The sequence below is a fragment of the Natronolimnobius baerhuensis genome (assembly GCF_002177135.1).
Lineage (GTDB): Archaea > Halobacteriota > Halobacteria > Halobacteriales > Natrialbaceae > Natronolimnobius > Natronolimnobius baerhuensis.
This window is the reverse complement of sequence record NZ_MWPH01000004.1, coordinates 50024-74496: the sequence shown is the minus strand read 5'-3', so window position 1 is coordinate 74496 and position 24473 is coordinate 50024. Positions and strand designations below refer to the sequence as shown.

The 24473-nt window shown below is 59.0% G+C and carries 25 protein-coding genes and 1 pseudogene; 15 read left to right on the top strand and 11 right to left on the bottom strand.

Going from position 1 to position 24473, the window contains the following annotated elements; genetic code table 11:
• Positions 1-318 precede the first annotated feature (318 nt).
• The gene (locus B2G88_RS16650) at positions 319-744 is read left to right on the top strand and encodes a universal stress protein (RefSeq protein WP_054861867.1); all 426 of its coding nucleotides are present in this window, start codon (positions 319-321) and stop codon (positions 742-744) included.
• Between the two features lie 294 nt (positions 745-1038).
• Positions 1039-1464: a universal stress protein gene (locus B2G88_RS16645; protein WP_054861868.1), complete on the top strand. Its 426-nt coding sequence runs from the start codon at positions 1039-1041 to the stop codon at positions 1462-1464.
• Between the two features lie 18 nt (positions 1465-1482).
• On the opposite strand, the gene B2G88_RS16640 is transcribed toward B2G88_RS16645, so the two are convergent.
• From B2G88_RS16640 to B2G88_RS16630, 3 genes are all read right to left on the bottom strand, one after another.
• Entirely contained in the window at positions 1483-1902 is a 420-nt protein-coding gene (locus tag B2G88_RS16640) for a hypothetical protein (RefSeq protein ID WP_245835424.1), read from the bottom strand.
• 164 nt (positions 1903-2066) lie between these two features.
• Positions 2067-2513, bottom strand: coding sequence for a universal stress protein (locus B2G88_RS16635; protein ID WP_087715449.1), 447 nt, complete (start codon positions 2511-2513; stop codon positions 2067-2069).
• 422 nt (positions 2514-2935) lie between these two features.
• The gene (locus tag B2G88_RS16630) at positions 2936-3400 is read right to left on the bottom strand and encodes a hypothetical protein (protein WP_245835423.1); all 465 of its coding nucleotides are present in this window, start codon (positions 3398-3400) and stop codon (positions 2936-2938) included.
• Positions 3401-3565: 165 nt separating this feature from the next.
• Here B2G88_RS16630 and B2G88_RS19975 point away from each other — a divergent pair.
• The 3 genes and pseudogenes from B2G88_RS19975 to B2G88_RS16620 form a co-directional block, all read left to right on the top strand.
• Positions 3566-3658, top strand: a pseudogene (locus B2G88_RS19975) (class 1 fructose-bisphosphatase); the annotation flags it as partial.
• 193 nt (positions 3659-3851) lie between these two features.
• Positions 3852-5105, top strand: a complete 1254-nt coding sequence (locus tag B2G88_RS16625; RefSeq protein ID WP_087715448.1) for a glycosyltransferase — start codon at positions 3852-3854, stop codon at positions 5103-5105.
• Between the two features lie 85 nt (positions 5106-5190).
• Positions 5191-6093, top strand: coding sequence for a universal stress protein (locus B2G88_RS16620; protein WP_054861871.1), 903 nt, complete (start codon positions 5191-5193; stop codon positions 6091-6093).
• A 389-nt stretch (positions 6094-6482) separates the two neighbouring features.
• Here B2G88_RS16620 and B2G88_RS16615 read toward each other — a convergent pair whose 3' ends face one another.
• Both B2G88_RS16615 and B2G88_RS16610 read right to left on the bottom strand, forming a co-directional pair.
• Complete coding sequence (locus B2G88_RS16615) at positions 6483-6953, bottom strand: DUF2267 domain-containing protein (RefSeq protein ID WP_087715563.1); 471 nt, start codon at positions 6951-6953, stop codon at positions 6483-6485.
• A gap of 29 nt (positions 6954-6982) precedes the next feature.
• Positions 6983-7378 (bottom strand): hypothetical protein, encoded by a 396-nt coding sequence (locus tag B2G88_RS16610; RefSeq protein ID WP_054861918.1) that lies wholly within the window; start codon positions 7376-7378, stop codon positions 6983-6985.
• 235 nt (positions 7379-7613) lie between these two features.
• Between B2G88_RS16610 and B2G88_RS16605 the strand changes: the two genes are divergently transcribed.
• From B2G88_RS16605 to B2G88_RS16595, 3 genes are all read left to right on the top strand, one after another.
• On the top strand, positions 7614-8831 hold the full coding sequence (locus tag B2G88_RS16605; protein WP_087715447.1) for a CBS domain-containing protein: 1218 nt from the start codon (positions 7614-7616) through the stop codon (positions 8829-8831).
• 424 nt (positions 8832-9255) lie between these two features.
• Positions 9256-10635, top strand: coding sequence for a TIGR00341 family protein (locus B2G88_RS16600; RefSeq protein WP_087715446.1), 1380 nt, complete (start codon positions 9256-9258; stop codon positions 10633-10635).
• A 166-nt stretch (positions 10636-10801) separates the two neighbouring features.
• Positions 10802-11245, top strand: a complete 444-nt coding sequence (locus B2G88_RS16595) for a pyridoxamine 5'-phosphate oxidase family protein (RefSeq protein ID WP_054861872.1) — start codon at positions 10802-10804, stop codon at positions 11243-11245.
• On the opposite strand, the gene B2G88_RS16590 is transcribed toward B2G88_RS16595, so the two are convergent.
• Positions 11246-12013, bottom strand: coding sequence for an IclR family transcriptional regulator (locus B2G88_RS16590; RefSeq protein ID WP_087715445.1), 768 nt, complete (start codon positions 12011-12013; stop codon positions 11246-11248). It abuts the gene before it with no gap.
• A 1121-nt stretch (positions 12014-13134) separates the two neighbouring features.
• On the opposite strand from B2G88_RS16590, the gene B2G88_RS16585 reads away from it, so the two are divergent.
• The 3 genes from B2G88_RS16585 to B2G88_RS16575 all read left to right on the top strand — a co-directional run bounded on the left by B2G88_RS16585 (position 13135) and on the right by B2G88_RS16575 (position 15526).
• Positions 13135-14355 (top strand): CaiB/BaiF CoA transferase family protein, encoded by a 1221-nt coding sequence (locus B2G88_RS16585; RefSeq protein ID WP_087715443.1) that lies wholly within the window; start codon positions 13135-13137, stop codon positions 14353-14355.
• Complete coding sequence (locus tag B2G88_RS16580) at positions 14339-14560, top strand: hypothetical protein (protein ID WP_054861873.1); 222 nt, start codon at positions 14339-14341, stop codon at positions 14558-14560. Before B2G88_RS16585 ends, B2G88_RS16580 begins: the two co-directional genes overlap by 17 nt.
• 78 nt (positions 14561-14638) lie before the next feature.
• A complete protein-coding gene (locus B2G88_RS16575; RefSeq protein ID WP_087715442.1) occupies positions 14639-15526 on the top strand; it encodes a fumarylacetoacetate hydrolase family protein in 888 nt (295 codons plus the stop codon).
• 21 nt (positions 15527-15547) lie between these two features.
• Here B2G88_RS16575 and B2G88_RS16570 read toward each other — a convergent pair whose 3' ends face one another.
• Positions 15548-16549, bottom strand: a complete 1002-nt coding sequence (locus B2G88_RS16570) for a TatD family hydrolase (protein WP_087715441.1) — start codon at positions 16547-16549, stop codon at positions 15548-15550.
• Between the two features lie 177 nt (positions 16550-16726).
• On the opposite strand from B2G88_RS16570, the gene B2G88_RS16565 reads away from it, so the two are divergent.
• A complete protein-coding gene (locus tag B2G88_RS16565; RefSeq protein ID WP_087715439.1) occupies positions 16727-17770 on the top strand; it encodes a WD40/YVTN/BNR-like repeat-containing protein in 1044 nt (347 codons plus the stop codon).
• Between the two features lie 158 nt (positions 17771-17928).
• Positions 17929-18321: a DoxX family membrane protein gene (locus tag B2G88_RS16560; protein WP_054861874.1), complete on the top strand. Its 393-nt coding sequence runs from the start codon at positions 17929-17931 to the stop codon at positions 18319-18321.
• A 54-nt stretch (positions 18322-18375) separates the two neighbouring features.
• Here the strand turns inward: B2G88_RS16560 and B2G88_RS16555 are convergent, their stop codons facing one another.
• Positions 18376-18996 (bottom strand): TetR/AcrR family transcriptional regulator, encoded by a 621-nt coding sequence (locus tag B2G88_RS16555; RefSeq protein WP_087715438.1) that lies wholly within the window; start codon positions 18994-18996, stop codon positions 18376-18378.
• A 104-nt stretch (positions 18997-19100) separates the two neighbouring features.
• On the opposite strand from B2G88_RS16555, the gene B2G88_RS16550 reads away from it, so the two are divergent.
• Both B2G88_RS16550 and B2G88_RS16545 read left to right on the top strand, forming a co-directional pair.
• Positions 19101-20459: an amidohydrolase family protein gene (locus tag B2G88_RS16550; RefSeq protein ID WP_087715436.1), complete on the top strand. Its 1359-nt coding sequence runs from the start codon at positions 19101-19103 to the stop codon at positions 20457-20459.
• 641 nt (positions 20460-21100) lie between these two features.
• The gene (locus B2G88_RS16545; protein WP_245835421.1) at positions 21101-21538 is read left to right on the top strand and encodes a hypothetical protein; all 438 of its coding nucleotides are present in this window, start codon (positions 21101-21103) and stop codon (positions 21536-21538) included.
• A 24-nt stretch (positions 21539-21562) separates the two neighbouring features.
• Here the strand turns inward: B2G88_RS16545 and B2G88_RS16540 are convergent, their stop codons facing one another.
• The 3 genes from B2G88_RS16540 to B2G88_RS16530 all read right to left on the bottom strand — a co-directional run bounded on the left by B2G88_RS16540 (position 21563) and on the right by B2G88_RS16530 (position 24413).
• Positions 21563-22201, bottom strand: a complete 639-nt coding sequence (locus B2G88_RS16540; RefSeq protein ID WP_054861875.1) for a DUF4013 domain-containing protein — start codon at positions 22199-22201, stop codon at positions 21563-21565.
• A 94-nt stretch (positions 22202-22295) separates the two neighbouring features.
• Positions 22296-23459, bottom strand: a complete 1164-nt coding sequence (locus tag B2G88_RS16535) for an ABC transporter ATP-binding protein (protein WP_054861876.1) — start codon at positions 23457-23459, stop codon at positions 22296-22298.
• 51 nt (positions 23460-23510) lie between these two features.
• Positions 23511-24413: a carbohydrate ABC transporter permease gene (locus B2G88_RS16530; protein ID WP_087715433.1), complete on the bottom strand. Its 903-nt coding sequence runs from the start codon at positions 24411-24413 to the stop codon at positions 23511-23513.
• Between the last annotated feature and the right edge of the window lie 60 nt (positions 24414-24473).

Below are 24473 nucleotides of genomic sequence, written 5' to 3'. Positions count from 1 at the left end.
GATCAGTTGTCAGTAGAGTCTGTACGTTGTGCGCCCAGTTCGACGACTCTCATCCTCGAGGCCATCAACTCAGACGGACTGGTGCCCCCATAGACCGTGCAATCCAAAGCAGTTGCAATTGCACTGGAACTGCAGTAACAACTGCAACTGTTTACACACCAATCGTACAGCCATCATACGATTGCGTGTGCACTGACGTGCAGTGGCTACTATGATGTTCACCAGTCCGTTTCAAATTCGCTGACCCATAGCGTGCCGTGAGAGTTTACTCTGTGTGCACATACATATCGTTATCCGTCGCGTCCGTGTCTCTCCCGTATGGCCGACCGCGTTCTCGTTCCATACGACGGGTCGCCGCTCGCAGACGAGGCCCTCGAGTTCACACTCGAGCGGTTTCCCGACGCCGCGATAACGGCGCTGTACGTGATCGAAATTCCAGCGCAACACGTGTCGCTGCTGGACGGACCGGAACTACAACTGCCCGTCACTGATCGCGCACGGTCGTATGCGACGATGATCCTCGAGGAAGCAATCGAACTGGCGGCGGCCCACGACCGCGAGATTGCCACGACACTCGAGGCCGGCAAGCCGGAGCACCGCATTGTTGCGAGGGTGTCCGATGATGCGTTTGATCTGATCGTCATGGGTAGCCACGGTCGCGACGGCCTGTCCCGATTGCTGCTGGGGAGTGTCGCCGAAGCCGTCGTTCGCCGCGCACCGGTACCTGTTGTCGTCGTTCGGTAAGTTCTCGGGTCGTGGTTCTTGTGTCCCTGTTCACTCACGCTTGCTTCGTCCACCGTCTGCTCACGGGCACTCGTGCCCGTTCACACGCTTCGCGGGATCTTTATCCCGCGTAATTCGCTTTTCCGCGGTTTTCACTCACTCCGTTCGCTCACGGGTCGTTCCTCCCCGTTCGCTTTTCCGCGGTTCTCACTCACTACGTTCGCTCCGAACCGCGTACTCGCTCCGAACCGCGTACCTCCTGTGGCTGCCTGTGGCTGTTATAGTATTATACGTACTGACAGCATACCACATACCATGAGCGAGCAGATCCTCGTACCGTTCGACGGCTCACCCCAGGCACGCGCCGCACTCGAGTACAGTTTCGAGACGTTTCCGGAGGCGACAGTCACTGCCTTGTACGTCGTTCCGGTTCCTGAGGGGTATTGGGCAGCGTTTGGCGATGGAGAGACGATCACGCCAGTCATTGCGGAGGCCACCCAGAACGGCGAGGCGATTCTCGAGGATGCAGCGACGGTCGCAGCGACGCATGATCGCGATCTCGAGACGGATCATGTTACAGGCGAACCTCATAACGAAATTATCGCCTACGCAGATGATGGTGGCTACGACACCATCGTCATGGGAAGCCACGGCCGTGACGGTATTTCCCGAATTCTGCTTGGGAGCGTCGCCGAAGCCGTTGTTCGCCGATCTCCTGTTCCGGTCGTCGTCGTTCGATAGCCGACGGGAGCGCCAGCCTCATTCCTCGAGTTGCATATCTCCGCGCATTGTGGTTTCATGTAGGCGACAGACGTACTGGGCTATTTCGTCCGTCGCTTCGAAGTGAATGAGTTGCTCGTCGCCACCCTCTTCTGCCTCGTCGGTCTGGTAGTCGCCGACCACGTCGTCGTTGTCGTCGACGAGTTCGATATTGTGTGTCGCGCCGTCGCCTTCGAACCAGCCGATCTCGTACTGTTCGCCCGCTTGCAGGGTGAGTGTCGGGTTCTCTTCATCTGCGATTTCGTCGGGTTCGATCCCAACCCACCCCGATGTTTGGGCGTCAAAGAGAATCCGCGTATCGGGCTCAAGCGCTCCATCCGGTTCAACGTCGTTGGATTCGTCTCCATCGTCTTCCTCACCTGGCCCTTCATCCGCACAGCCAGCAGCAAGTGTGACCAACAGAGCACTACTTCCAAGACGGAGTGTCTCTCGACGTGATAAACCGTACTCTGGAACCATCGGTACCATGCAGCCCCAGCAGCCCCCTAAACGGACACCTTCCATTTGCGTGTCGTCAGACACTGGTTGGGCTGTCTATCCAGTCCACCGTCCAGTCTCGAGGACTACCGAATCACCGAAACCCGAACCGGCGACCGGAACACGACCGCCTCGGTGGTCGCGCCAAGCAAGAGTGGTGAGTCATCGCTTCGACCATGACTCCCCATGATAATCTGATCGATGTCGTTGTCAGCAGCATACGAGAGAATTTCCCGATCAGGCCGGCCGACGACCGTCTCCGTTCGAACTGACGTCTCGGCCGTCGTAACCTCCTCTAACTCCGCAAACAGCTCCTCCGCATGCTCCTCGCCCGTCGAATACCAGTCATTAGATCCCTGTCGCGGCGCTCTCGCCAGTTCGGGATCGGCCCCGTAGACACTGTAGCCGGGTTCGGTTGGATCGATCACGTGCAGTGCACTGATTTCGCCGTCACTGTACTCCTCGCAGGCCACCTCGAGCGCTCGCCTCGAGAGCGGTGAGCCGTCAACGGGGACGAGAATGTGTTCCGCCATCGCCTCTCACTGCACGACCAAGTACAATAAAGCTATACCGCCCGCTGCGTTCACATATCCGAACGCGATCCAGTGACTTGAGACGGTCTCCGCTCATACGGCGGAGAGAAGCGGCGGGGAGTGGTTGCAGCCAACGAAGGTGATCTCGCACTCTGTCAGAATGAAGGAAGTGAATGCACTATAGTAGCCACTGCACGTCAGTGCACACCTGATCGCCAGACGGATGCGCGGTTCGGAACGGACGCGGTTCGGAGCGAGTGAAACGAGTGAGAACCGCGGAAAAGCGAGCGGGGAACGCAGTGAGCCGCGAGCAGGATCGGCGATCAGTGTGTCACTCGTTGCAGTTGTTACTATAGTACAGCTGTGGGCCGATCCAACAGGCACTGTCTCGTCGAAACAGACGGCCAGGTCGATCAGCGTCGTCACCGGCCTCGCCAACTCCAGAGACCGACCACGAACAGCGTCAGCACGAGGACGAACAGCACCGTGAGAACGCCGATATCGCCAACCGTCAACTGCTGGGACTGGATGAGTGCCGTCTCCTCGAGCAAGAACAGGACGAGCAGAATCAACCCGAACAACGACGCAATCGCGACGCCGATTCCCTCCCTGATCATCCACTTGAAATTCTCGCGATCCGCTTGAGAGGCCTCAGTTCCCGGCTCAGTGGGGTTACTCGTCGGCTCCGGCATTGGATACGCAGTATCTACCCACGAGAGACCGAGATAGCCAACGCCGTAGGAAAGGACGAGGGCGGCGAGGAGTATCACACCGAACGTAAGCACGAGAGCTGTCGTATCCGGCGGATCGAGGATAACAGTCATCACGGCAGCAGCCACGACTGAGCCGCCGATCAAGACCAGCGCTCGTCGAAGTGGTGACGCCATAGGCGCTCTACCCCATCGGGGGCTATAATCGCATCACACGGATACGTGAGAGTCATTCGGTCTGAGGAGTACGGCGGTCGTACTGACCGACAGTACGTGTGACCCACCGGATGGCACTGAACGTACGATCAAATACCTCGCTCGAGATGATGTTCGGAATATAGTCTCTTCGCGTACCCCGCCCTCGAGGATAGTCCCAACGGTAAACTCCGACTCCAGTTCGAGGCGAACCCGATTGGCTATATTGTTGAGACGGCCGTTTCAAAAATCGGAGCCAACACATGAATCAGAACTGGTCTCACCTGATCATCGAAGTACGAACCCGTTTGCCGACTTCGATCCGCACCACTGGGGAGCCGACGAGGAACACGGATTCGGAGGACGCTGGCGACGTCGAACAACGGTCTCCCCCACAACTGATACAGCTAGTCGTTGTACGACGGCTAGAACGATGCACGCGCCATCACTCCCGGATCGAACGATGGAGGCGTATACCGACGTAACAGCCCATGATCGTCTCGAGTTCCTCCACGCGCTCGCCGACGACGTAGACGATGTTCGCGTTCTGCACGTCAACTCGACCGCGACCGGCGGCGGCGTCGCCGAACTGCTTCGGTCAATCGTCCCGTTGTGCAACGACCTCGAGATCAATACCGACTGGCTTGTCATGGACGCCACCGACAAATTCTTCGAGGTGACCAAGGCAATGCACAACGCGCTCCAGGGCAGCGGGCCGCCGCTGACCGACGATATGAAAGCGACCTATCGGACGGTCACAGAGCGAAACGCCCTCGAACTCGAGGATCGCGAGGCCGAGTATGACCTTCTCATACTCCACGATCCACAGCCGCTCGGAATGCTCGACCGTCTCGAGGAGACGATGCCGAACGTACCGATTGTTTGGCGCTGTCACATCGACCTGACCGATCCGGATGACGAGTATCTCGCGTTCGTCTCTGAGTACACGAACCGGGTCGACCACGCTATTTTCAGCCGGACTGGCTATATCGGCGATACCGACGTTCCGGAAACGAGTATCATCTATCCCTCTATCGACCCCGTAACGGAGAAAAATCGGTCACTCGACGCGAAGACGGTGGGGACCGAGCGCGACCGGCTAGATCCGCTCTCGTTCGAGAAGCCCCTCGTCACACAGATCTCTCGATTCGATCCGTGGAAGGATCAGTTCGGCACGCTCGAGGCGTACCGTCGCGCCAGCGAGGACATCCCCGACCTCCAGCTCGCGCTGGTCGGCGGGATGGCCGGCGACGATCCGGAGGGCCTGGAATTGTACGAACAGGTCGCCGAGGAGGCGGCCGCCGATCCAGACGTCCACGTGCTGCCCGATCTGCCGGATACCGGGGTGAACGTCCTGCAGCGCGAGTCGGACGTCGTCGTCCAGAAGTCGCTTCGTGAGGGGTTCGGACTGGTCGTCTCGGAAGCGCTCTGGAAGCGTACGCCGGTCGTCGGATCGAACGTCGGCGGTATCCCGCTGCAGATTGACGACGGGGTGAACGGCTATCTCGTCGGCCCGGACGACGCGGCGGGTGCGGGCGACCGCGTCCGAGATCTCCTCGAGGACGACGACCGTCGGGCGCAGTTTGGCGAGAACGCACGCGAGCACGTTCGCGAGCAGTTCCTGTTACCTCGCCAACTCGAGGAGCTACTTGGTGTAATCGCCGACGAGTTGGATCGCCCCCAGTGATGAGGTGGGTCCTCTGACTTACCGACCCCACGTCACTGCCCCACATCATTATCCGCTGTGGCGGTGAAGGGGTGACGTGACAGCTATGAGCCAGTTCATCGACTCTATACTAATACCGACTGACGACAGCGAGGGTGCCCTCGCGGGAGCGAGACAGGCCATTGCACTCGCGTCGCGGACTGGTGCAGACGTGCACGTCCTCTCAGTCGTCGCCATTCGCAGCGATCTGGACGGGGTCGCCGAGATGGCAGAGCCAGTCTACGCGTCGCTCGAGGCCGAGGCGGAAGACGCAGTGGAGACCGTTGCGGACATGGTCCGATCCCACGAGGCAGACTTCGAGGTGACGATGACCGTCACGCGTGGGACGCCGTTCCAGTCGATCCGAGAGTACGCCTCGCGGCGCGAAATCGACGTCATCGCGATGGGGACGACAGGTCGGACAGGGCTTGACAGGGTCCTTCTGGGCAGCGTCACCGAGAACGTCCTCCGGACGGCACGGACGCCTGTCCTTGCCGTTCCGCCGAACGCCGACGCGACCGAATCCGACGAGGTCGCATTCGACGAGTTTCTCCTCCCGACTGACGGCAGCGACGGCGCGGCGATTGCGGCCGACTGGGGGATCGCACTGGCAAGCCAGTTAGAGTCGCTGGTTCATGCGGTGTACTCCGTCGACACGAGTCGCGTCTCCCGAGTCAAAGCACCGGCGGAACTCCTTGCTGCGCTCGAGCACAGCGGCGAGGACGCGATTGACACGGTTCGAGAGCACGCCCGTCGCGCCGGCGTCAGCGTCTCCGGCACGGTTGCGACTGGCCCGCCAGCAGACGTGATCCTCACGACCGCGAGCGAGCGCGACGTCGATCTCATCGTCATGGGAACACACGGCCGAACCGGCATCGGACAGTGGTTCCTCGGGAGCGTCACCGAGAACGTCGTCCGGCAGGCCGACGTGCCGGTATTTTGCGTTCCGGTCAGCGCCGAGTCGCCGTGACCGCCGCCTCGAGATTAGTTCGACGGACTGTCCGGAATCTGCGTGTCCGCGCCAATCATCGTGTCGTACAGGTCGAGTCCGCCAAGCGTTGTACCCTCGTCGACAATCGACCGGCGGACGGTCGTCGCCTCCGAGGAGATGGTGGTCTATATCTGTACGTATCACGAGACAACACAAGTCGGCGATATCGAGATCAAAACCGAGTGACGTGAGTCGATTCGATAGGTGACGGTCGACAGGTGATGAGAGATTTGGTAGTACCACTGTACAGCGAGAGTGAGCACGCTGTATCACGGGAACAGTAAGGTCCGTATGATTTGCTCGGTTGTGTTCTTTCGTATCGCGTCTTCATCGTCTGTAGGTACACGTGATGCCGGCGCTCGAGGTGTTTACTCGTTGGTCTCGGACTGTGGTCCGCCACCTGTCTGGGCCTCCTGAGCAGCACCCCAGCCGCCGCTGTCGACAACTTCGAACAGTTTAGCCCAGTTCTCGTCGTCCGCACTCTCGGGCAACTGATCGCGGAGTTGCTGGAAGTCCGACGTGGGCACCTGCGATTCCACGAAGTCGACGATGATCCGAGAGTGATAGGCGGCTTCCGAACGGTCGGTCCGATCACCTTCGCGGTCGCTGACCCGCGAGATGAACTCCTGCCAGTCGAATCGCTGGCCGTGATCTTGCACCGCACCGGTCATGTACCACTTGATTTCCATCGGCAGCGACGCCGCGAGGTCTTCGGCCGCGCCCTCGGGAATCCGCTCGCCGAGCGTCATGAGCGTTGCTCGGATCGACCGAACGGTTCGGCCGGTGTCCGGAAACTCGAGTCGGTGCTGTATCTCGCCGGTGAATTCGTCGAAGTTCATCGCACTTGGACGACCACCGAGCAGGAACATCAAGCTTGCCGCAGTTGAACGAGAAGGACAGCCAGAATCGCCAGATTGGCCAGAACCCCCATCGAAGCAACTGACCAGTCAAAGGTAGTACAAACGAGTGAAAACACTGTGACTGCGAGCAACAATTGTCGCCAGTATCGCCAGTTGGTCACTAACGCAACAGCCGATACGATGAACCCGACACCCGCTACGGCGGTCAGTACGGCAAAGATCCGGATTCCCACGTCACCCACGTCGATGGCACCGTCGAGCAGTGTCGTCTTATAGGGAAGATCAGCCATCTGGACCGCTTCGAAGTATACCCCAATCCCAAGGAAGTGAATGAGTCCGTGAATCGCAAGCGCGAGTGCTGCTAGGTATGGCAGGTAGCCTGCTACACCGCGCTGTGAACCCATGCCCTGCCGTATCATGAACGAACCTAAATAGCCATGTCATGTACCGGCGACCATCACAGAAATCGGGGGTCTGTATACTCATACTACTATGGCGTAACAATTGAAACTGTTAGACACCAATCATACCCGAGATTGGGAACGACCACCGAGTATTTGGTACTGTCCACCGAACTATCGAATACGACCGACCGTCTGTGGCTGTACCGCCCGAACGACTGCTCTACGAACGATCATCATGGATATCGAAGCCATCATTTCAGAAGACTACGTCGAGTTTGCCCCGGATACCACCGTCTCGAAACTCGTCGGCACGTTCGCGGACGCTGACGTCAGAGGCGTCATCGTTCACGGCGACGAATTCGAGGGTGTCATCACCCGCAGACAACTGGCCACGTCACATCGCCAGCCGAACGAAAAACTCGGCTCGCTGGTCTGGCACGTCCCCCGGCTGACAGCCGACGAAGACGTCCGCAAAGTCGCGCAGCTAATGATTGACAGCGACTCCCAGCTGCTCCCCGTCTTCGAGAACGACGAGTTGCGCGGCGTCGTCACTGTTGACGGCATTCTCGAGGCAGTGAAACCGAATCTCGATGCGGCGACGGTTGCCGAAGCCGCCTCGACAGACCCGGTCTCGCTCACACCGGAGTCACGACTCGGCGAGGCGCTGCACACGTTCCGGGAACACCGCATTACCCACCTGCCCGTCGTCGAAGATGGATCAGCGGTCGGTATCCTGAGTCTCTACGACGTCACCAACCTAACAGTCCGGGCAGAGGTCCAGAGCCAAGGTGGCGACGCCGGCGGCGTGGACCCCTTCGGCGGCGAGATTTCCTCGAGTACGGCCCGTGCACGCCGCGGCGGCTTCGGCGCACGGGAGGGCGAACTCGAGCACATGCTCGATTTGCCGATCAGGGACGTCATGGCGTCGCCGGTTCGGACCATCGAACCAACTGCGACGCTCGAGACGGCTGTCGAGGAGATGTTCGAGATTGGCGCCTCGTCGCTGATTGTGACCGACGGCGGCTCTCCCGATGGCATCGTGACGAAGACTGATGTCCTCGACTCGCTCACCTGGGAAGCCGGCGGCAACCGCGGCGTGCAACTCTACGGTGCCAGCCTGATCGACGATCTCTCCTACGACGATATCGTCGCGATGGTCGAGAAGTTCGACGACCGGGACCACGGGATGAACGTCCTCGACGCGAAGATCCACCTGCAGGAACACGACGAAACGCGACGCGGCCGGTCGCTCCTGCTCGCTCGCGTTCGACTCTACACCGACAGTGGACTGTTCATCGCATCCGGAGAAGGCTACGGCGCCACGCACGCGATCAACGAGGCGCGAGACGTGCTCGAGCGCCAGATCCGCGACGCGAAAACTCACGGTCGAACGAAGAAACCACCGGGTGAGGAGTTCTGGGACAAACGTTTCGGCTGGCTCCTAGAGGAGTAGATGACTGCCTGTGTCCGGGATACTGTACCCTCCTCGTTTTCGAGGACGACCACGTTGAGCGTGTCGTGCCAGCGGTCGCGTCGACCTCCCAGACGAACGTCGGGCGGCTGATCTCCGTGGTTCGTCGCGCCTATTGCTCGAGAGCATCGCCAAGCAGGTCTGCGGCGCGTACCGGTGCCGGTGCCGGTGCCGATGACGGTCGTTCGGTGATCGAGCGGCTGAACGCCCGGCCCTATAGTAGCCACTGCACGTCACTGCGCACCTGATCGCACGACAGGAGCGCGGTTCGGAGTAAGCGAAGCGAACGAGAACCGCGGACAAGCGAACGGGCACGATGTGCCCGTGAGTCGGCTGTGCGATCAGTGTGTCACTCGTTGCAGTTGGGACTATAGAACTATCCCGCTCCCTGTGATCGGATCAGGCGATGCGATACCTCGAGATCACCGTGCCGACGGCCCGGCGGGAAACAGTTCTCAATGTACTTGACGACGAGGGAATCGAGTACGTCGTCACCGACGAGGCAACCGGCAGCAGAACAACCGACGCGGCCGTCGTTCGCCTGCCGCTGCCGACCCGTGCCGTCGAGCCCGTGCTGGACCGGTTGGCCGACGCCGGACTCGAGGACGCGAGAGTCGTCGTCATCGACGCCCAGACGGTCGTCTCGAAACAATTCGACGAGTTGCTTGACGAGTACAGCCACGGCGGGACCCGCGGCGAGCGGACCTCGAGACAGGTGTTGCGGACGAAAGCCGACGAATTCACGCCGTCAATGACGATCTACCTCGTCATGTTGCTCATCAGCGCGGTCGTCGCGACCGCAGGGTTGCTCTCGGATTCGCCAGCGGTCGTCGTTGGTTCGATGGTGATCGCACCGCTTCTGGGACCGGCACTCGCCGCCAGCGTCGGGATCGTCACCGGCGACAACGAGTTACGGACGACGGGGTTCCGATACCAGACCATCGGTATCGTCGTCGTGATCGTCGCCTCGATTGGTCTTGCGACCCTCGCCCGCTTGGGCGGGTTCGAACCTGGGGGTGTCGACATCGTCGTTGTCGCCGAACTCGAGGAGCGCGTCTCGCCAAACCTGCTGTCGATTGCCGTCGCACTCGGGGCCGGAGTCGCGGGCATCCTCAGCCTCACCCGCGGTTTTTCGGAGGCTATCGTCGGCGTGATGATCGCGGCGGCGTTGATCCCGCCTGCGGCGGCCGTCGGCATCACGACCGCCTGGGGAATGTACGGTGCGGCGCTCGGCGCGCTCGTGCTCGTCGTCGTCAACGTGCTCTCGATCAACTTCGCTGCGCTGGTCACGCTGTGGGTCGCCGGCTACCGTCCACAGGGGCTGTTCGACGTGCCCCCAACCCGAAAGCCGACGTACACGTACGGAGTCCTCTTCGGCGTTGCGCTGCTGTTGCTGGCGGCTCCCCTTGCCGGCGTCACTCTTGTCGAATTCCAGGCGACGCAACTCACCTCGACGGCGAATGACGCGGTCGACGAAGCCCTCACTGAACCCGCCTACGCGGACCTCGAGCGTGAGTCGGTCGAGGTGACTCTCGATGACGACTATCCGCTGCGCTCGATTGACCGGGTCGTCGTCACTGTCTCCGGAACGAGTCCGGGTGAGAATCCGGGACTTGCTGATCGGATTCAGACTGCCCTCGCGACGACGACCGACGACCCAGTTATCGTCGAAGTCCAATACGTTGTCGCCGAAGAGAGCGACCTAGCCGCCGAAGAAACACCCTCGATCACTGACAGTCAGTACCAGAATTCAGCGTCGCTCGAGACCGGACGGACCCTCGCCTGAATCGGTGATACTTCACATCGTATTATTGAATTGGAAACAACCTCTGAATCTTAACCACCATTATTTTATACATATACAGTCGTCATTAACGGCCGACCGTTCTACCGAGCCATAGCCCCACAACTCACAAGGGGGATTTTTCGTCGTCGCAGTTGTACGGATACCCATGAACGGACTCCGATGGACGACGCTCGCTGGGAATGAACGGACCGAATTCCTGGGAACGGGTGGGACGGGTGTCCTCTCGTTCGCGACGACCAGCGACGAGCCACCCGCATCACTGCCAGTCTCGTATGGCTATTACAACGCAGATGAGTGCTTCTACTTTCGGCTCTCGTTTCCACCAGGCTCGTCCAAAGAGGATCTCCTCGAGAATCCGGTTTCGTTCGTTACCTACAGTGAAACCGCCGACGGCTGGCGAAGTGTCATCGCGACGGGGACGCTCGAGGAGTTAGCCACTGCACATCCCGAGTCAGTAGCTGTTCAGGGGATGTGGGCAGTTAGTATTCCGACGGTCGACATCTTCGACCGGCCGCGAGACGAAATCGAGTTTCACGACTTTCGCCTCGATCCTGACCAACTGACAGGGCGAAAAAGCGTCCCCGAGTGATTAGACGGCGTGTTTGATATCGAGTTCCAGTTCGTTCACCGCACCGAGTACCTGCTCGAGGAGTTCCTCGGTGAGCCAGTCGTCTTTGATTCGATTTGCTGGCCCGGAGACACTCAGCGAGCCGATGACTGTGCCGTCAGAATCGAGGACTGCGGCACCGACAGCGTTGACACCTTCCGTGGTCTCCTGTTGGTTGAACGCGTATCCCTGCTCTCGGATTGTTTCTAACTCGTCATAGAGATCGGCTCTGCTTGAGATACTGTCGGTGGTACCTTCCGAGAGACCGTGTTCAGCGATGATGGTATCAATGCGGTCGTCCGGCAGATTCGCGAGGATTGCCTTGCCCGCCGCGCTGGTGTGAATTGCACCTCGTTTGCCGACGTGGGCACCAGTCTGGACTGCACTTTCGCCAACGTCAGTGTAGAGATAGACACGCTGGCCGTGTTCTTCGACGATGAACTGGGCGCGCTCCCCGGTTTCGGCCGCCAACTCGTCGACTTTCTCCTTAATTTTTGGATAGGCTGTCACCTGTCGCTGGGCATAGCCACCCATCGTGAGAAAACCGAGGCCAATCTGGTACTGATCACCCTCCTGTACGACGTAGTTGTGGTTGCGAAGGGTGACGAGATGGCGATGAACTGTGCTTTCAGAGAGTCCGAGCTGCCTCGAGAGGTCCTCGATTGTCGCGCCACCACGATCACGGATGGTTCGAACGATCTCGAACGACGTCTCCGTCGTTTTGACCGTCGATCCGATCTGATTTGCCATGGATGGACATAGCACTCAGAGACAATAAATCCCGTATATTCGGATTGCGATCAGCGGTGGTCGCGCTGGCTTAGTCTGTCGGACGTAGCGGGCGGACACCGACTGGGCAGCCACAAACACACTATAGTAGCCACTGTCAGTCAATACACACCTGATCGCACGACAGCTGTGCGATCAGTGTGTAACTAGTTGCAGTTGTTACTATACCAACCAGTGACCCTCACTACTACTGCGCTTTCCCTATTTGTCGACCCTCTCAGTTTCGATAGTCATGAGAGGAGTGTCTCGAGAGACTCCCATCCAGCGAAATTCTATGTTACCGTGGTCCAAGAACGGATTACAGAAAGGCAGCGTCTCAATGCACGGTGAACGATGCAACACCAGTAATTCGCTATTACTCAATTCGAATGACAGAATCGAACGCTCGAGTAGCCAATCACAGTCACCAGAACTGTCAGGTCCAGTTGCTGCATGAACACCAAAATCGAGAAATTCGACTCAAGAGTGATGGCTCACTTTACCCATATGCTATTGTAAATCACTAGTCCCGTATTATGGGATGGAAAACCCCGGCACGAACAGGCTCAGAAACGGAATACTCGCCATAAGAGATGATTATTACACTCGTATGTTTGTAATACCTTGCTCCCGTATTATGAGGGATAATTCGACATGAGTAGTCTGTAATTAGCTCAGAGATACGGTCAAAGGCCTGTAGAAACGATAAAAGGGGCTATTCCAAAATACGGGATCCATAAGTAAGTCACATATAGTAGCCACTGCACGTCACTGCACACCTGATCGCCAGACGGATCGGCGATCAGTGTGTCACTCGTTGCAGTTGTTACTATCGCAGATTGTTTCCGCGAGTGTTGTCGGCGTTCATGGCTCAAGTCGGCGATAGGTTTACATTGTGACGAGCGTAGTATCGTATACGAGCCAGTTCAGAAGATGGACTGGGCAATAAGACCGTCGACGAGAACGCAGTCCGGTGTTGCGGTCGCAATGGCTCTGCCGGCACTCGACTACCGAGATGGGCAAGACGACCGCAGCCGACTCCCGCACGACGGTCATCGCTTCGATCCACGGGCGCGAAACGACATCACTCGAGATCCACTCATATGACAGACAACAAGAAAATACTCGACGGCGTAACGGTGCTCGACCTCTCGACGTTCGTAACTGGCGGGTTCTGCTCCGCGATGCTCGCGAATCAGGGTGCAGAGGTCATCAAAATCGAGCAACCAGGATATGGCGATGCGATTCGTCACTCCGGCCCGCCGTTTATCGACGGCGAATCGCCGTACTACTGGACGGTCAACTACGGCAAGCAAAGCATCGAACTCGACCTGAAAAATCCGCAGGCAAAAGAAGCGCTGTACGACCTCGCATCGGATGCAGATGTCTTCATCCAGAACTTCCGGCCGGGAACGGCCGAGCGACTGGGTGTCGGCTACGACACGATTGCCGACCACAACGACGACATCATCTATCTCGCCATCTCGGCATTTGGACAGACCGGCCCCTGGAGCGAACGCTCCGGCTACGACCTGCTTATTCAGGGCATGAGCGGTATCATGAGCGTCACGGGCGAGGCGGATCGGCAGCCGGTCAAAGTTGGCCTCCCCGTAACTGACCTCATCACGTCCATGTGGGCCGGCTTCGGTGCGATGACGGCGCTGTACCGGCGCGAACAGACCGGCGAGGGCGAGTACATCGACCTCGGCATGCTCGAGTCAACGCTTCCCTGGTTGACCAAACAGGCCGGACAGGTCTTCGCCGACAGGGAACCAAAGCGAATGGGGACAAAAGATCCCGTGCTCGCACCCTACCAGACGTTCGAGACCAAAGACAGCTACATCAACATCTGCATCCTGAACGAAAAGCTCTGGATGGAGCTCTGTGAGGTGCTCGAGCGACCGGATCTGCCGGCCGATGAGCGCTTTGAGACGAACGCCGACCGCGTCGACCACCTCGAGGAACTCGAGGCTGAAATCGAAGCCACGCTCGAAGACAAGACGACTGACGAGTGGATCGAGATCATCGCCGAGGAAGGTGGCGTCCCCGCGGGGCCGGTCTACAGCGTCGAAGAGGCGCTGACGAACCCCCAGATCGAGTCGCGGGAGGCCGTCACCGAAATCGAACATCCCGAACTCGGCACGATTCCGGTGATCGAACATCCGCTGAAGTTCGACGGCGCAGAGAGTGGGTTCGAGTCGGCGCCGCCGCTGCTCGGCGAGCACAATCGAGAGGTGTTCCGCGAGCGCGGCTATTCGGAGGCGGAACTCGACGAACTCGAGGACGCCGGCGCCTTCGGCTCGAGTGATGAGGACGACTCGTAGCCGCCCAAAACGGGCATCCATATCGCCGGACGACGTTCGCAGCCCGAATCGGATCGCACTCGTCCGCTTCGACGACGGCGTGCAGGTGATCGCACAGGTCACCAACGACCCGGTATCAGTCGGGGAGACGGTCACCTTTGCAGGCTCCTACCGACTCCGGGACGGAGAACTCAAAGATGTGCCCCGACTGCGGCCGGTCGAGTGAGTACACTTTTGTCTCCATAGGGAAACAGTACAGTGACGCACAACCGAACGCAACAGCGATCACCCGACAACACACACAATGCGACTTGGCCAATACAGCACGACGACGGCGGAACAGTCCTGGTGTGGCGTCCCAACCGACGACGACACCATCATCAACCTCTCGGAAGCCGGCAGCGAGGCCGGCCTCGAGATTCCACGCTCGAGCAGCGAGTTCCTCGCGACGTGGCAGTGGCAGCGCAAGGCCGAACTGGCCCTCGAGTACGCCCAGGAGACCGGCACCGGCGTCTACGACGCCGACGACGTCACCCGACACGCGCCAGTCGACGATCCCGGCAAAGTCGTCTGTGTCGGACTCAACTACCGAGATCACGCCGAGGAGGGTGACAATCCGATTCCCGACGAACCCGTCCTCTTCTCGAAGTTCCCGACGACGGTGAACGATCCCGACGGCACGATCTCGTGGGACCCCGACCTCACTGAAAAGGTCGATTACGAGGCCGAACTGGTCGTCGTGATTGGCGAGGAAGCGCGACGAGTCGAACCAGAAGACGCGTTCGACCACGTCGCGGGCTATCTCGTCGGCAATGACGTCTCCGCTCGAGACCTGCAACACGGCGACGGGCAGTGGGTCCGCGGCAAGAGCCTCGACGGATTCGCACCGATTGGTCCGGAACTCGTCACGGCCGACGAGGTTGAGGACCCACACGACCTCGAGATCTGGGCCGACGTCAACGGCGAGCGACTCCAGGAGTCGACGACGGCGAACTTCATCTTCGGCATCGACGAACTGGTCTCGTTCTGTAGCCAGGCGTTCACGCTCGAGCCGGGTGACCTCCTCTTTACGGGAACGCCACCGGGCGTCGGTGTCTACCGCGAACCACCGGTCTTACTCGAGGATGGCGACAGCGTGACGATTGGCGTCGAAGAACTGGGTGAACTGACGAACGACTGTGCGTTCGAGTAAGGGCGAAAGTCGAATCGCCGCTTACGCACTGAAGTCGAACACGTCTCGTGGATTCTCGACGACGACCTGTCGAATGTCCACGGGATCGATGCCGTAGCGGTACAGTTCGAAGATCGCTCGTTTGAGCGCGAATGGGTCCGTTCGAAGGACGTTCGCACAGTCGGTATCGATCATAATGCGCTCCGGGCCGTACTCGTCGATTGCGTCGGCGACGTCTGCGGCGGTGACGCCGACCAGCCACGAGTGCCCGATGGTAAAGCTGAGATAGCAGTCGGTTTCCTCCATCAGATACGCGGTGTTGTTCGGATCCGCGTGCGAAGCAACGACCTGCTCCTCGTCCAGTCCGGCATCGCGCGCGGCCTCGACGTCGATTTTCACCGCCTCGAGTTCAGGATTGTCGCCCTCGATCACTGGTTTCTGACCGAGACCGCTGTTTTTCTCGTAGCCTGGCGTGTGGACCTCCGGTCGGTAGGATCGTTTCGTATCGGCTGATAGATTCGGCGTGTGGAGGAGAACGGGCAAATCGTGTGCGTCCGCAAGTTCCATCTGCGTTTCGACGATTGCTCGCTGCTCGTCGAGTCCCCATCGTTCGACGTGCTGGGATGGGGTGACACCCGTCTCGCCGATTGCGACGACTTCCTCGAGGGCGCAGTAGTCGGCCATCGCCTCGAGTAACTCGTCGGGGTTTTCGATGCGGACGCCCGTGTGAACGCCGAGACCGAGGTTTGCCTCGAAGAAGTGGTTGCGTTCGATTGCCGCCCGTCGATTGATCGCATCGTCCCACAGGAACCGCACGTCGTCCGCGCGGACTGGTTTGTACGGCGTCCAGTGATAGCCCGACGAGACCATGACCATGCCCTCACAGCCCGAGAGGGCGTATCGCTCGCGGTCCTCCCACGAAAGCGTGTGTGCGTGGTTGTGAATGTCGATCCAGGGAAGATTGAGGAGTTCCGTCGGCGGTTCGAAGTCGTCGTCGACGTACGTTGCATCGGTCGGCCGTTTCGTCGGATAGCTCGAGTCCATGGTGATGTGGTGTACGGGATGTCGTCGTCGATCACGATATTTGAGCGACACACACTTAGCGTTTTACTGTACTTCCTCTGAATTCACGCTGACATACGGCTATACATCGCCAGAGAGGTCGCTGCCGCGAGGTATCCATCACGAACGTTTATTGCAGGTCGTGATTACATACCAGCTATGGCAGTGCTCATTGGCACAGATGACGGCCTGTACCGCGTCGAAGACGTCCCCTTCGAGGACGACGACCCCGAGCAGGTTCTCGACTGTGGCGTCGTCACGGCAGCGCGGACGTTCGATCACACCGAGGGCGTGTTTGTCGCCTCCTCGAGTGGGGCCTACCGCTCGAGAGACGGGGGCAAGAGTTGGGACGACCTCGAGGTGCCACTCGGAGATCGGTTCTGGCACGCCGGCGAGAGCGAGGTCTGGTCGATTCTCGCGACGGCGGACGGCGCGCTGTATGCGGGGACGAACGATCCCTACATCTACCGCTCGGTCGACGACGGCGAGACATGGAGCGAACTCAAGGGATTCAGAGAACTACCCTCGAGAGGGCACTGGGAATCGCCAATCGATCCCCACTACGCCCGACTGCGCGCACTCGAGGCCGTGCCGGGTCGCCCGGATCGGCTTATCGCGGGTGTCGAAGCGGGTGGGATTCACCTCAGCAACGACGGCGGACAGACGTGGCTGGACCGCCGCGACACGATCATCGACGACATTCACCAGATCCTCCCCATCTCGGCTGACGTCTGGCTGGCCACAACGGGCTATCTCGATCACAACCTCGAGAATCTCGGCCTTGGACACGCCGTCGGCGAGGGCGGGCTGTACCGGACGACCGACGCGGGTGACTCCTGGACCCGAATCGATACGGGGAATGACTTCTCGTACATCCGCCGCGTGTTTGTCCACGACGGGACGGTCTTTTTCTGTGGTGGCGAGGAGGCACCGCCTGCGTGGGTCAACGACGAACACGAGACCGCGCTGTTCGAATCCACGAACTTCGGTCGGGACTTCGAGCGAGTCTCCTATCCCGGAGAACCACACGAAGTGATCGAGACGTGGGCCGTCCACGACGGCGACGTCCTCTGTGGCTCCGGCTTATTCGACGTGCCAGACCAGCGCGACGACGTGACGGGCCGACTCATGCGACGACGCGACGGCGAGTACGAAACCGTCGGGCGCATCGACGCAAACGTCAGTCGGCTCGCAGTTGTCTAGTGCGGTCGGCGAGTTCGCTCGAGGCTGCAGTGAGTTTCATGACGAAACGTGCCGACGGGAGTCGAGTCCCCGGTACACATATATGCACTCAGCATGAGTGTATGACGTACGATGGCACCACAGCACACTCAGAAACGCCACAGCGCGTGTGAGCATCGATGACTGCCGAGCCCCCAACCAGTGAGCCACCGTCGCTGCTCGGACGAGCACTCTACAGCGGCGTGTTAGCGTATATGGCGGTCGACGGATTCAAAAGCAACGACAAGCGCGTTGAGGTCGCCGAGTCGAAGGGCGTTCCCCTGCCCGAGATCATGGTTCCAGCGGCCACCGCGCTGTTGCTCGTCGCGAACATCGGGATACTATTGTGGAAGTATCCTCGAGCATCTGCCATCGGGCTCATCGTGTTTTTCCTCGGCACGACGCCGAAAATTCATGACTTTTGGAATATGGAGGGCAAAGAGCGCAACGCGAACAAGATTAACTTCTGTAAGAATCTGGCACTCATTGGCGGCGCGATTATCCTTCTGTCCGAGGCGTCCAGCGACGAATAAGCTATTTCGCTCGCTTGCTATTCAAATCGTTACAACAGACCGTATCAGTGGCTACTAACCACCGGGTTCGGCATAGAGCGACTCGAGAATGAACTCATCGATGGCGGTTCGCGCCTCGGCGGGGGCGTCTTCGTGGCCAAGGGAAATGCGTCGGCCGCGTGCAGCGTGGATGACGTCCGTAATGAGTTGGCCCATTCGTTCGGCATCAACGTCACGGAAGACGCCCTGTTCGATGCCGTCCTCGACGACCTCAACGATACTGGCGCGGATTCGGTCGTAGTGGGCATCGAAAATCTCTCTGTGTTGGCCGTCGTTCTGTGCATGCGTATAGAGTTCGTGGTACACCTTCATCCGGTCCCAGTGGGTGAACTCGGTGAACTCGGGACCGAACAGGCACTGATCGATTCGGGCGTCGAGTTCCGTCCTGGGATCCGCATCTGCGTCCAGTTCGACGCTGCCTTCGTACTGTTCGATGATATACTCGAGAAACGAGGACATGAGGTCGTACTTGCCGTCGAAGTGGTAGTGGATGACCTGCCGGGTGCGGTCCATCTCTGCGCCGATGTCGCGCATGCGAAGGTCTGCATAGCCGTGCGTGCGCAACGCACGGAACGTGGCCTCCATGATCGCCTCGCGTGTGTCCTGCGAGGCGGCTCGGTCATCGGAGTCGGTCATACCCACAGTCCGTTCTAGCGCTATATAATTCGATTGCACGAGATAAGCCAGCAGTTTACCAAACGGTAAATTTTTATCCTCGTAGTCAGACTGTACGACTGTGTATGACACGAACAATCATACGTAACGGAACGGTCGTCTCGCTCGATCCGGATATTGGCCAACTGGATGGCGGCGACATTCTGATCGAAGACGGTGAAATCGTCGATATCGGGCACGGACTCTCGGCCTCGGATGCTGAGGAAATCGATGCGGAGGGCCAGATCGTCTTGCCAGGATTTGTCGACTCACACATCCACCTCGCACAGACGCAGGTCCGAGGGATCGCCGGAGACTGGTCGCTCATGGGCGAGTACTTCGAGCACATGCTCGGCAACATCACCGGACTCTACCAGCCCGAAGACATGTACCTCGGCGGGCTCTTCGGCGCCTTCGAGAAACTCTATACGGGGACGACCACGGCTCTGGATTGGTCGTATCCCAACACGCTCGAGCACGCCGAACGGGCCGTCGACGCACTGCAGGATACCGGGCTGCGCGCGGTGTACACCTACGGCCCGGCGGGTGACGACTCGGCGAAGTGGTGGTACGAAAGCGACGTCACCCTCCCCGAACAGGACATCCGCGAACTGTACGACGAGCGCATCAGTAACGACGATCTGCTCACGCTGGGGCTTGGGCTTCGCGGGCCTGATTTCTGTGTCGATGAAACCGCCTGCAGCGACCTCGAACTGGCACGAGACATGGGAGCCCTCGCAACCGTCCATATGGGAGCGACGCTGTGGCCCTCCTCGGTCTACGGCGACGACTACCAGGGCTTTGGCTGCCTCCACGACATGCTCGGCCCGGACGTCAACATCGCCCACGGAAACCACTTCTCGCAAGAGGATATCGACCACGCCGTCGAACAGGGCGTCTCCTTCTCTGCCACGCCGGAAGTCGAGATGCAGATGGGCCACGGCATCCCCGTCACCGAAAAAGTGCTCGAGGCCGGCGGTCGCCCGGCCTGGGGGGTCGACGTCTGTTCGAACATCAGCGGCGACATGACCAGCCAGATGCGAATCGGCCTGCAAGTCCAGCGCATGTTCGAGAATCAGGCAGTCCTCGAGAACGACGAGGAGGTCACTGGCGTCCAGACGACAGCCCGCGACACCCTCGAGATGGCGACAATCGAGGGTGCAAAGGCGCTGAATCTCGAGGACGAAATCGGGACGCTCACGCCCGGCAAGCGGGCAGACATCATCACGATCCGAACCGACGACTTCATGACTGCGCCATGTCATTCGCCGATTCAGACTGTTGTCTTCCAGTCTGACCCGTCGCACATCGACACCGTGCTCGTCGACGGCGAACCAGTCAAACGCAACGGCGAACTGCTGAACCCGCTCGTCCACGAGGAGTTCGACCGATTTGTCGAGTCCGGCGAGCGCCTCGTCGACGAGGCTGGCCTGGACCTCGAGTAAGCGAGCGCTCGAGGGCGACTTGGAGCCGTTGGAGATCACTTATCATCGTGGATTTTGGGTTGGGTACGTCACTATGTCATTCAGACATATTTTGCCAATGTAATCGATATAGTTGTGTATATTAATGGGAATATTAAACAATACTCAATATAATGTCCTATGAACGAAATGAGTCTGTATATCTGATAGCAGACAATAAAATCCAGTTATAGACGAGTGAGCCCAGAAGCGAGACCCCATTTCCAATAAGAATACAGTACCGGACAATGTAGAGCGATTATTATCCGAAAATGGTTTTCTAACGAAGTTAGTAACGAACATTGAAAATAATATATCGGAATAAATCAACTATGGGTAATACCTCTCCATCACCTATCGTGTATGGATCGAACAATACTGGTAGTGAGAAACTATATTGATGAGATCGACTATTCTCTGCAGCACGAACCAGTAATCCTCAATTCAACTACGAACAGAAACAAGCAGAAAACATTTGTTCCAGTATGGATGTTTGGCTAACATGAATCGGCGAACATTGCTCGCTCTGGCTATAGTAGCCATTGAAAGTCAGTGCACACCCAATCGCACGAGGGCTATGCGATTGGTGTGTAAACAGTTTCAATTGTTACTATAGCGTCTCTGTGGTCGGTGGTCTCTCAGGATGTACGAGGGGAGATGATGAGGGAACCAACACCAACGGTGGAGAAACCGATACGGAAGAAGGGAGTGAATCAACAGATCTGTCCGGAGGATACGACTTTTCAGCATGTGACTATGAGTTAAACGATGAGAAGATCAATGCACCACTTGATGACAGCCAATACAATGATCCGACAGGGGATGATCCTCACCTACCGGAAGATGACGGAATCAACGTCGGAATCGGATATCAAGCGGATATCGAGGACGACGAGCGAGAAGCGTTAGAGCGTATCTTCGGAGTTGACGCGATCCATTCTGAAGGCTCTCAAAGCTATTCAACCCCCAGAGACGCGCCGATAGACAACTGTGATGTTGCGAAACTCTCCAACAGAGAGTACATTGAGTATATCGTCCCATTCCCAATCGACGAGCCGTGATTCGTTCTGGAATCAGCGTCCCAACTACTGTGATTGGGAATCAGCGTAACTGCGCCCGATACGACGACTCGAGACGATGACAGCGTAGGCACCAACGAACGAGCCGAGGACAGTAAAGACGGACCCGGCATCGATCAACACACTCGAGATGGAAACTCCGACGAGAAAGAGCATCGTACCCGATGCCCAGCCAACGAAGTAGATGGCGTTGCCCGCGACGCTCGTCAGATTCGTTACGCCGGCTCGAAGCGTGCGTTCGCGCCCGTAGTTGGCGAGTCCAATCGGCAGGACGTATGCGAAAATAGCGAGGACGATCAGCGTTGCTGTCGAGCCAAAGAGAAAGAAGATCGCGTCGGCCTCCGCCGGTGGCTCACCGTCGGCGACGAAGAGAGAGATCACCACAATCGTTGTCACAAGCGGTACGACGGCGTAGACAGCGGTCAACGCCAGTCCGCCAAGGCTCTGTCTGAGGACGGTTCGCTCGAGAAACGGCGGTGGCGTGTCGTCCTCTCCGGTCGCAAGGACGCGAATCGCGTAGCCGAGAAGGGGGACGAGTGCGAGAACTGGGAGAATGAGTGCATGAACGAGGACGCAGAGCCACGCCGACAGGAGTGCCTTCTCGGCGTGGTCGCCACGAAACGGATACCTGAGCGCCTCCCACATAGCCACGCATTGTGACCCCGATGTCTTAACCTTGTGTGGTGTGGACGTGCCAGCAGAGTGTTCGCTCGGAGCGGAAGCGGGAACGAGTCTCAGCTCAGATACGGGTGCCGAGCAACTCCGCTTCTTGCTCAATCGTGCGGTTGTGGAGTGCCTCGCCGGTCGCCCGGTCGAACAGGTGGATCGCCGACTCGGGGAACTCGACATCGTACTGCCCGCCTTCCTCGAGGTGGCGCATTCCATCCGCAATTGCGTTGAACGTCTGCTCAGTCGCACCGTCTCCGTCTTCAGTCGGGAACCGAACGAGCAGATTGTTTTCGTTGCCCATCGGCTCGACGACGTCGACGACGCCGGGGAACACGTGCTCTCCGGTCTTCGAATCGACGAGTTCGATATCTTCGGGACGGATTCCAAACACCAGTTCCGTAGTTCCCTCGAGGTCGTCTTGAATCGACTGTGAGAGCGGGTACTCGAAGTCGAAGTTGTCGCCAACGAGGCGATTGCCCTCGAGTGTCACGTCGAAGAAGTTCATCGATGGCTCGCCGATGAAGCCGGCGACGAACAGGTTTCGTGGGCGGTGATAACACTCGAGTGGGGTCGCAACCTGCTGGAGTTCACCGGCGTCTAGGATGGCGATGCGGTCGCCCATCGTCATCGCTTCGGTCTGGTCATGAGTGACGTAGACGGTCGTGACGTCGAGATCCTCCTGCAGCCGCTGGAGTTCCATGCGCATCCCCGAGCGAAGCTTCGCGTCGAGGTTCGAGAGTGGTTCGTCCATGAGGAACACCGAGGGATCGCGGACGATTGCCCGGCCGAGTGCAACGCGCTGTTGCTGGCCGCCCGAAAGCTCACCGGGTTTGCGCTCGAGTAACTCGGAAATCTCGAGTGTTTCGGCCGCCTCTTCGACACGGGCGTTCATCTCGTCTGTCGACATGGTTGTCGACTCCTCGAGCCCGAAGCGCATGTTCTCCCGGACAGTCATGTGCGGGTACAGCGCGTAGCTCTGGAACACCATCGCGATGTCCCGTTGCTGTGCGGGCACGTTGTTGACGACATCGTTCCCGATTGCGATCTGGCCGTCCGAAATCGTCTCGAGGCCGGCGATCATTCGCAGTGTGGTTGATTTCCCACAACCGGAGGGGCCGACCAGGACGAGGAATTCGCCGTCCTCGATGTCGACCGATACGTTGTCGACGGCGGTGATGACGTCGCCGCCGTCGTCGAAGTGCTTCGTGACGTTGTCGAGTGTGAGTTCAGCCATGTGTGTATCGCCTCTGCGTGAGTTCGTGTTCGTGAGTGAGTTCGGTTCGCATCATGATGCACCAGTAATTCCTTTCGCGAACTGTCGTCCGAAGACGACGTAGATGATGATCGTTGGGAGCGCAGCGATGAACGCACCGGCCATCTGGAGATTGTAGTCCTGGGCCATCGCTCCCTGCAATTCGTTCAACGATTGTGTGACCACGTAGTTCGAACGCGACGTGATGAGCACCAGCGCGAACAGCAGGTCGTTCCAGACCTGCGTAAACTGGTAGATCAGCGCCACGGCGAACATCGGCAGCGACAGCGGGAAGACGATCCGCCGGTAGATCCGAAGCGCGTTCGCACCGTCGATCTTCGCGGCTTCGATCATGTCGTCGTCCATCGTCTTGTAGTACGACCGGAACAGGATCGTACAGATCGGAATCCCGTAGGCCGTGTGCGTGATCGTCAACTCAAGCAGGTCAGCCCGTTCTGCGAGGAACGGCGCGAACGCGAGCAGGCCTGCCAAATCGACGGCCGACCAGAACTGGCGCAGCGGCACCAGTACGGACTGGTAGGGCAAGAAGACGCCCGCGAGGAAGATCACGAGAATCCCAACTTGGCCGCGCCAGGAGAGTTTCGTGAGCCCGTAGGCAGCGAGACTGCCGAACACAGCGGACAGAACCGTCGCCGGAACGACAAACATGACGCTGTTGATCAGACCACCCTGCATCGTCGCGAACGCGAGTTCCCACGCCTCGAGCGTGAACCATTCGGGCGTCGGCGGCACGATTGGCGTCGTATTGACGAACCCGGCTTGAGTCTTGAACGCTGTTGTCAGCCCGCCCCACAGCGGCGAGAGGTAAAACAGGATCAAGCCGCCGAGGACGGCATACAGCGCAGCGCGCTGGGCGTCTACCTCTTCACGGTAGGCAGCGAGACCGCTTTGGTCCGTCCCGTCTGCTGTCGCCATCTATTGCTCACCTCCCAGGTCTCGAGGCTGTGGGTGGTCGATTCGTCTCGAGTCGTCAGA

What these genes read in the sequence shown, in the direction of transcription:
- B2G88_RS16580 (WP_054861873.1), top strand. Translation starts at nt 14,339, where the DNA reads ATGAGGACGACTCGTAGCCGCCCAAAACGGGCATCCATATCGCCGGAC.
- B2G88_RS16605 (WP_087715447.1), top strand. Translation starts at nt 7,614, where the DNA reads ATGGATATCGAAGCCATCATTTCAGAAGACTACGTCGAGTTTGCCCCG.
- B2G88_RS16610 (WP_054861918.1), bottom strand. Translation starts at nt 7,378, where the DNA reads ATGGGTTCACAGCGCGGTGTAGCAGGCTACCTGCCATACCTAGCAGCA.
- B2G88_RS16575 (WP_087715442.1), top strand. Translation starts at nt 14,639, where the DNA reads ATGCGACTTGGCCAATACAGCACGACGACGGCGGAACAGTCCTGGTGT.
- B2G88_RS16530 (WP_087715433.1), bottom strand. Translation starts at nt 24,413, where the DNA reads ATGGCGACAGCAGACGGGACGGACCAAAGCGGTCTCGCTGCCTACCGT.
- B2G88_RS16615 (WP_087715563.1), bottom strand. Translation starts at nt 6,953, where the DNA reads ATGAACTTCGACGAATTCACCGGCGAGATACAGCACCGACTCGAGTTT.
- B2G88_RS16565 (WP_087715439.1), top strand. Translation starts at nt 16,727, where the DNA reads ATGGCAGTGCTCATTGGCACAGATGACGGCCTGTACCGCGTCGAAGAC.
- B2G88_RS16630 (WP_245835423.1), bottom strand. Translation starts at nt 3,400, where the DNA reads ATGGCGTCACCACTTCGACGAGCGCTGGTCTTGATCGGCGGCTCAGTC.
- B2G88_RS16600 (WP_087715446.1), top strand. Translation starts at nt 9,256, where the DNA reads ATGCGATACCTCGAGATCACCGTGCCGACGGCCCGGCGGGAAACAGTT.
- B2G88_RS16620 (WP_054861871.1), top strand. Translation starts at nt 5,191, where the DNA reads ATGAGCCAGTTCATCGACTCTATACTAATACCGACTGACGACAGCGAG.
- B2G88_RS16540 (WP_054861875.1), bottom strand. Translation starts at nt 22,201, where the DNA reads ATGTGGGAGGCGCTCAGGTATCCGTTTCGTGGCGACCACGCCGAGAAG.
- B2G88_RS16535 (WP_054861876.1), bottom strand. Translation starts at nt 23,459, where the DNA reads ATGGCTGAACTCACACTCGACAACGTCACGAAGCACTTCGACGACGGC.
- B2G88_RS16585 (WP_087715443.1), top strand. Translation starts at nt 13,135, where the DNA reads ATGACAGACAACAAGAAAATACTCGACGGCGTAACGGTGCTCGACCTC.
- B2G88_RS16595 (WP_054861872.1), top strand. Translation starts at nt 10,802, where the DNA reads ATGAACGGACTCCGATGGACGACGCTCGCTGGGAATGAACGGACCGAA.
- B2G88_RS16650 (WP_054861867.1), top strand. Translation starts at nt 319, where the DNA reads ATGGCCGACCGCGTTCTCGTTCCATACGACGGGTCGCCGCTCGCAGAC.
- B2G88_RS16550 (WP_087715436.1), top strand. Translation starts at nt 19,101, where the DNA reads ATGACACGAACAATCATACGTAACGGAACGGTCGTCTCGCTCGATCCG.
- B2G88_RS16560 (WP_054861874.1), top strand. Translation starts at nt 17,929, where the DNA reads ATGACTGCCGAGCCCCCAACCAGTGAGCCACCGTCGCTGCTCGGACGA.
- B2G88_RS16590 (WP_087715445.1), bottom strand. Translation starts at nt 12,013, where the DNA reads ATGGCAAATCAGATCGGATCGACGGTCAAAACGACGGAGACGTCGTTC.
- B2G88_RS16635 (WP_087715449.1), bottom strand. Translation starts at nt 2,513, where the DNA reads ATGGCGGAACACATTCTCGTCCCCGTTGACGGCTCACCGCTCTCGAGG.
- B2G88_RS16645 (WP_054861868.1), top strand. Translation starts at nt 1,039, where the DNA reads ATGAGCGAGCAGATCCTCGTACCGTTCGACGGCTCACCCCAGGCACGC.
- B2G88_RS16570 (WP_087715441.1), bottom strand. Translation starts at nt 16,549, where the DNA reads ATGGACTCGAGCTATCCGACGAAACGGCCGACCGATGCAACGTACGTC.
- B2G88_RS16625 (WP_087715448.1), top strand. Translation starts at nt 3,852, where the DNA reads ATGCACGCGCCATCACTCCCGGATCGAACGATGGAGGCGTATACCGAC.
- B2G88_RS16555 (WP_087715438.1), bottom strand. Translation starts at nt 18,996, where the DNA reads ATGACCGACTCCGATGACCGAGCCGCCTCGCAGGACACACGCGAGGCG.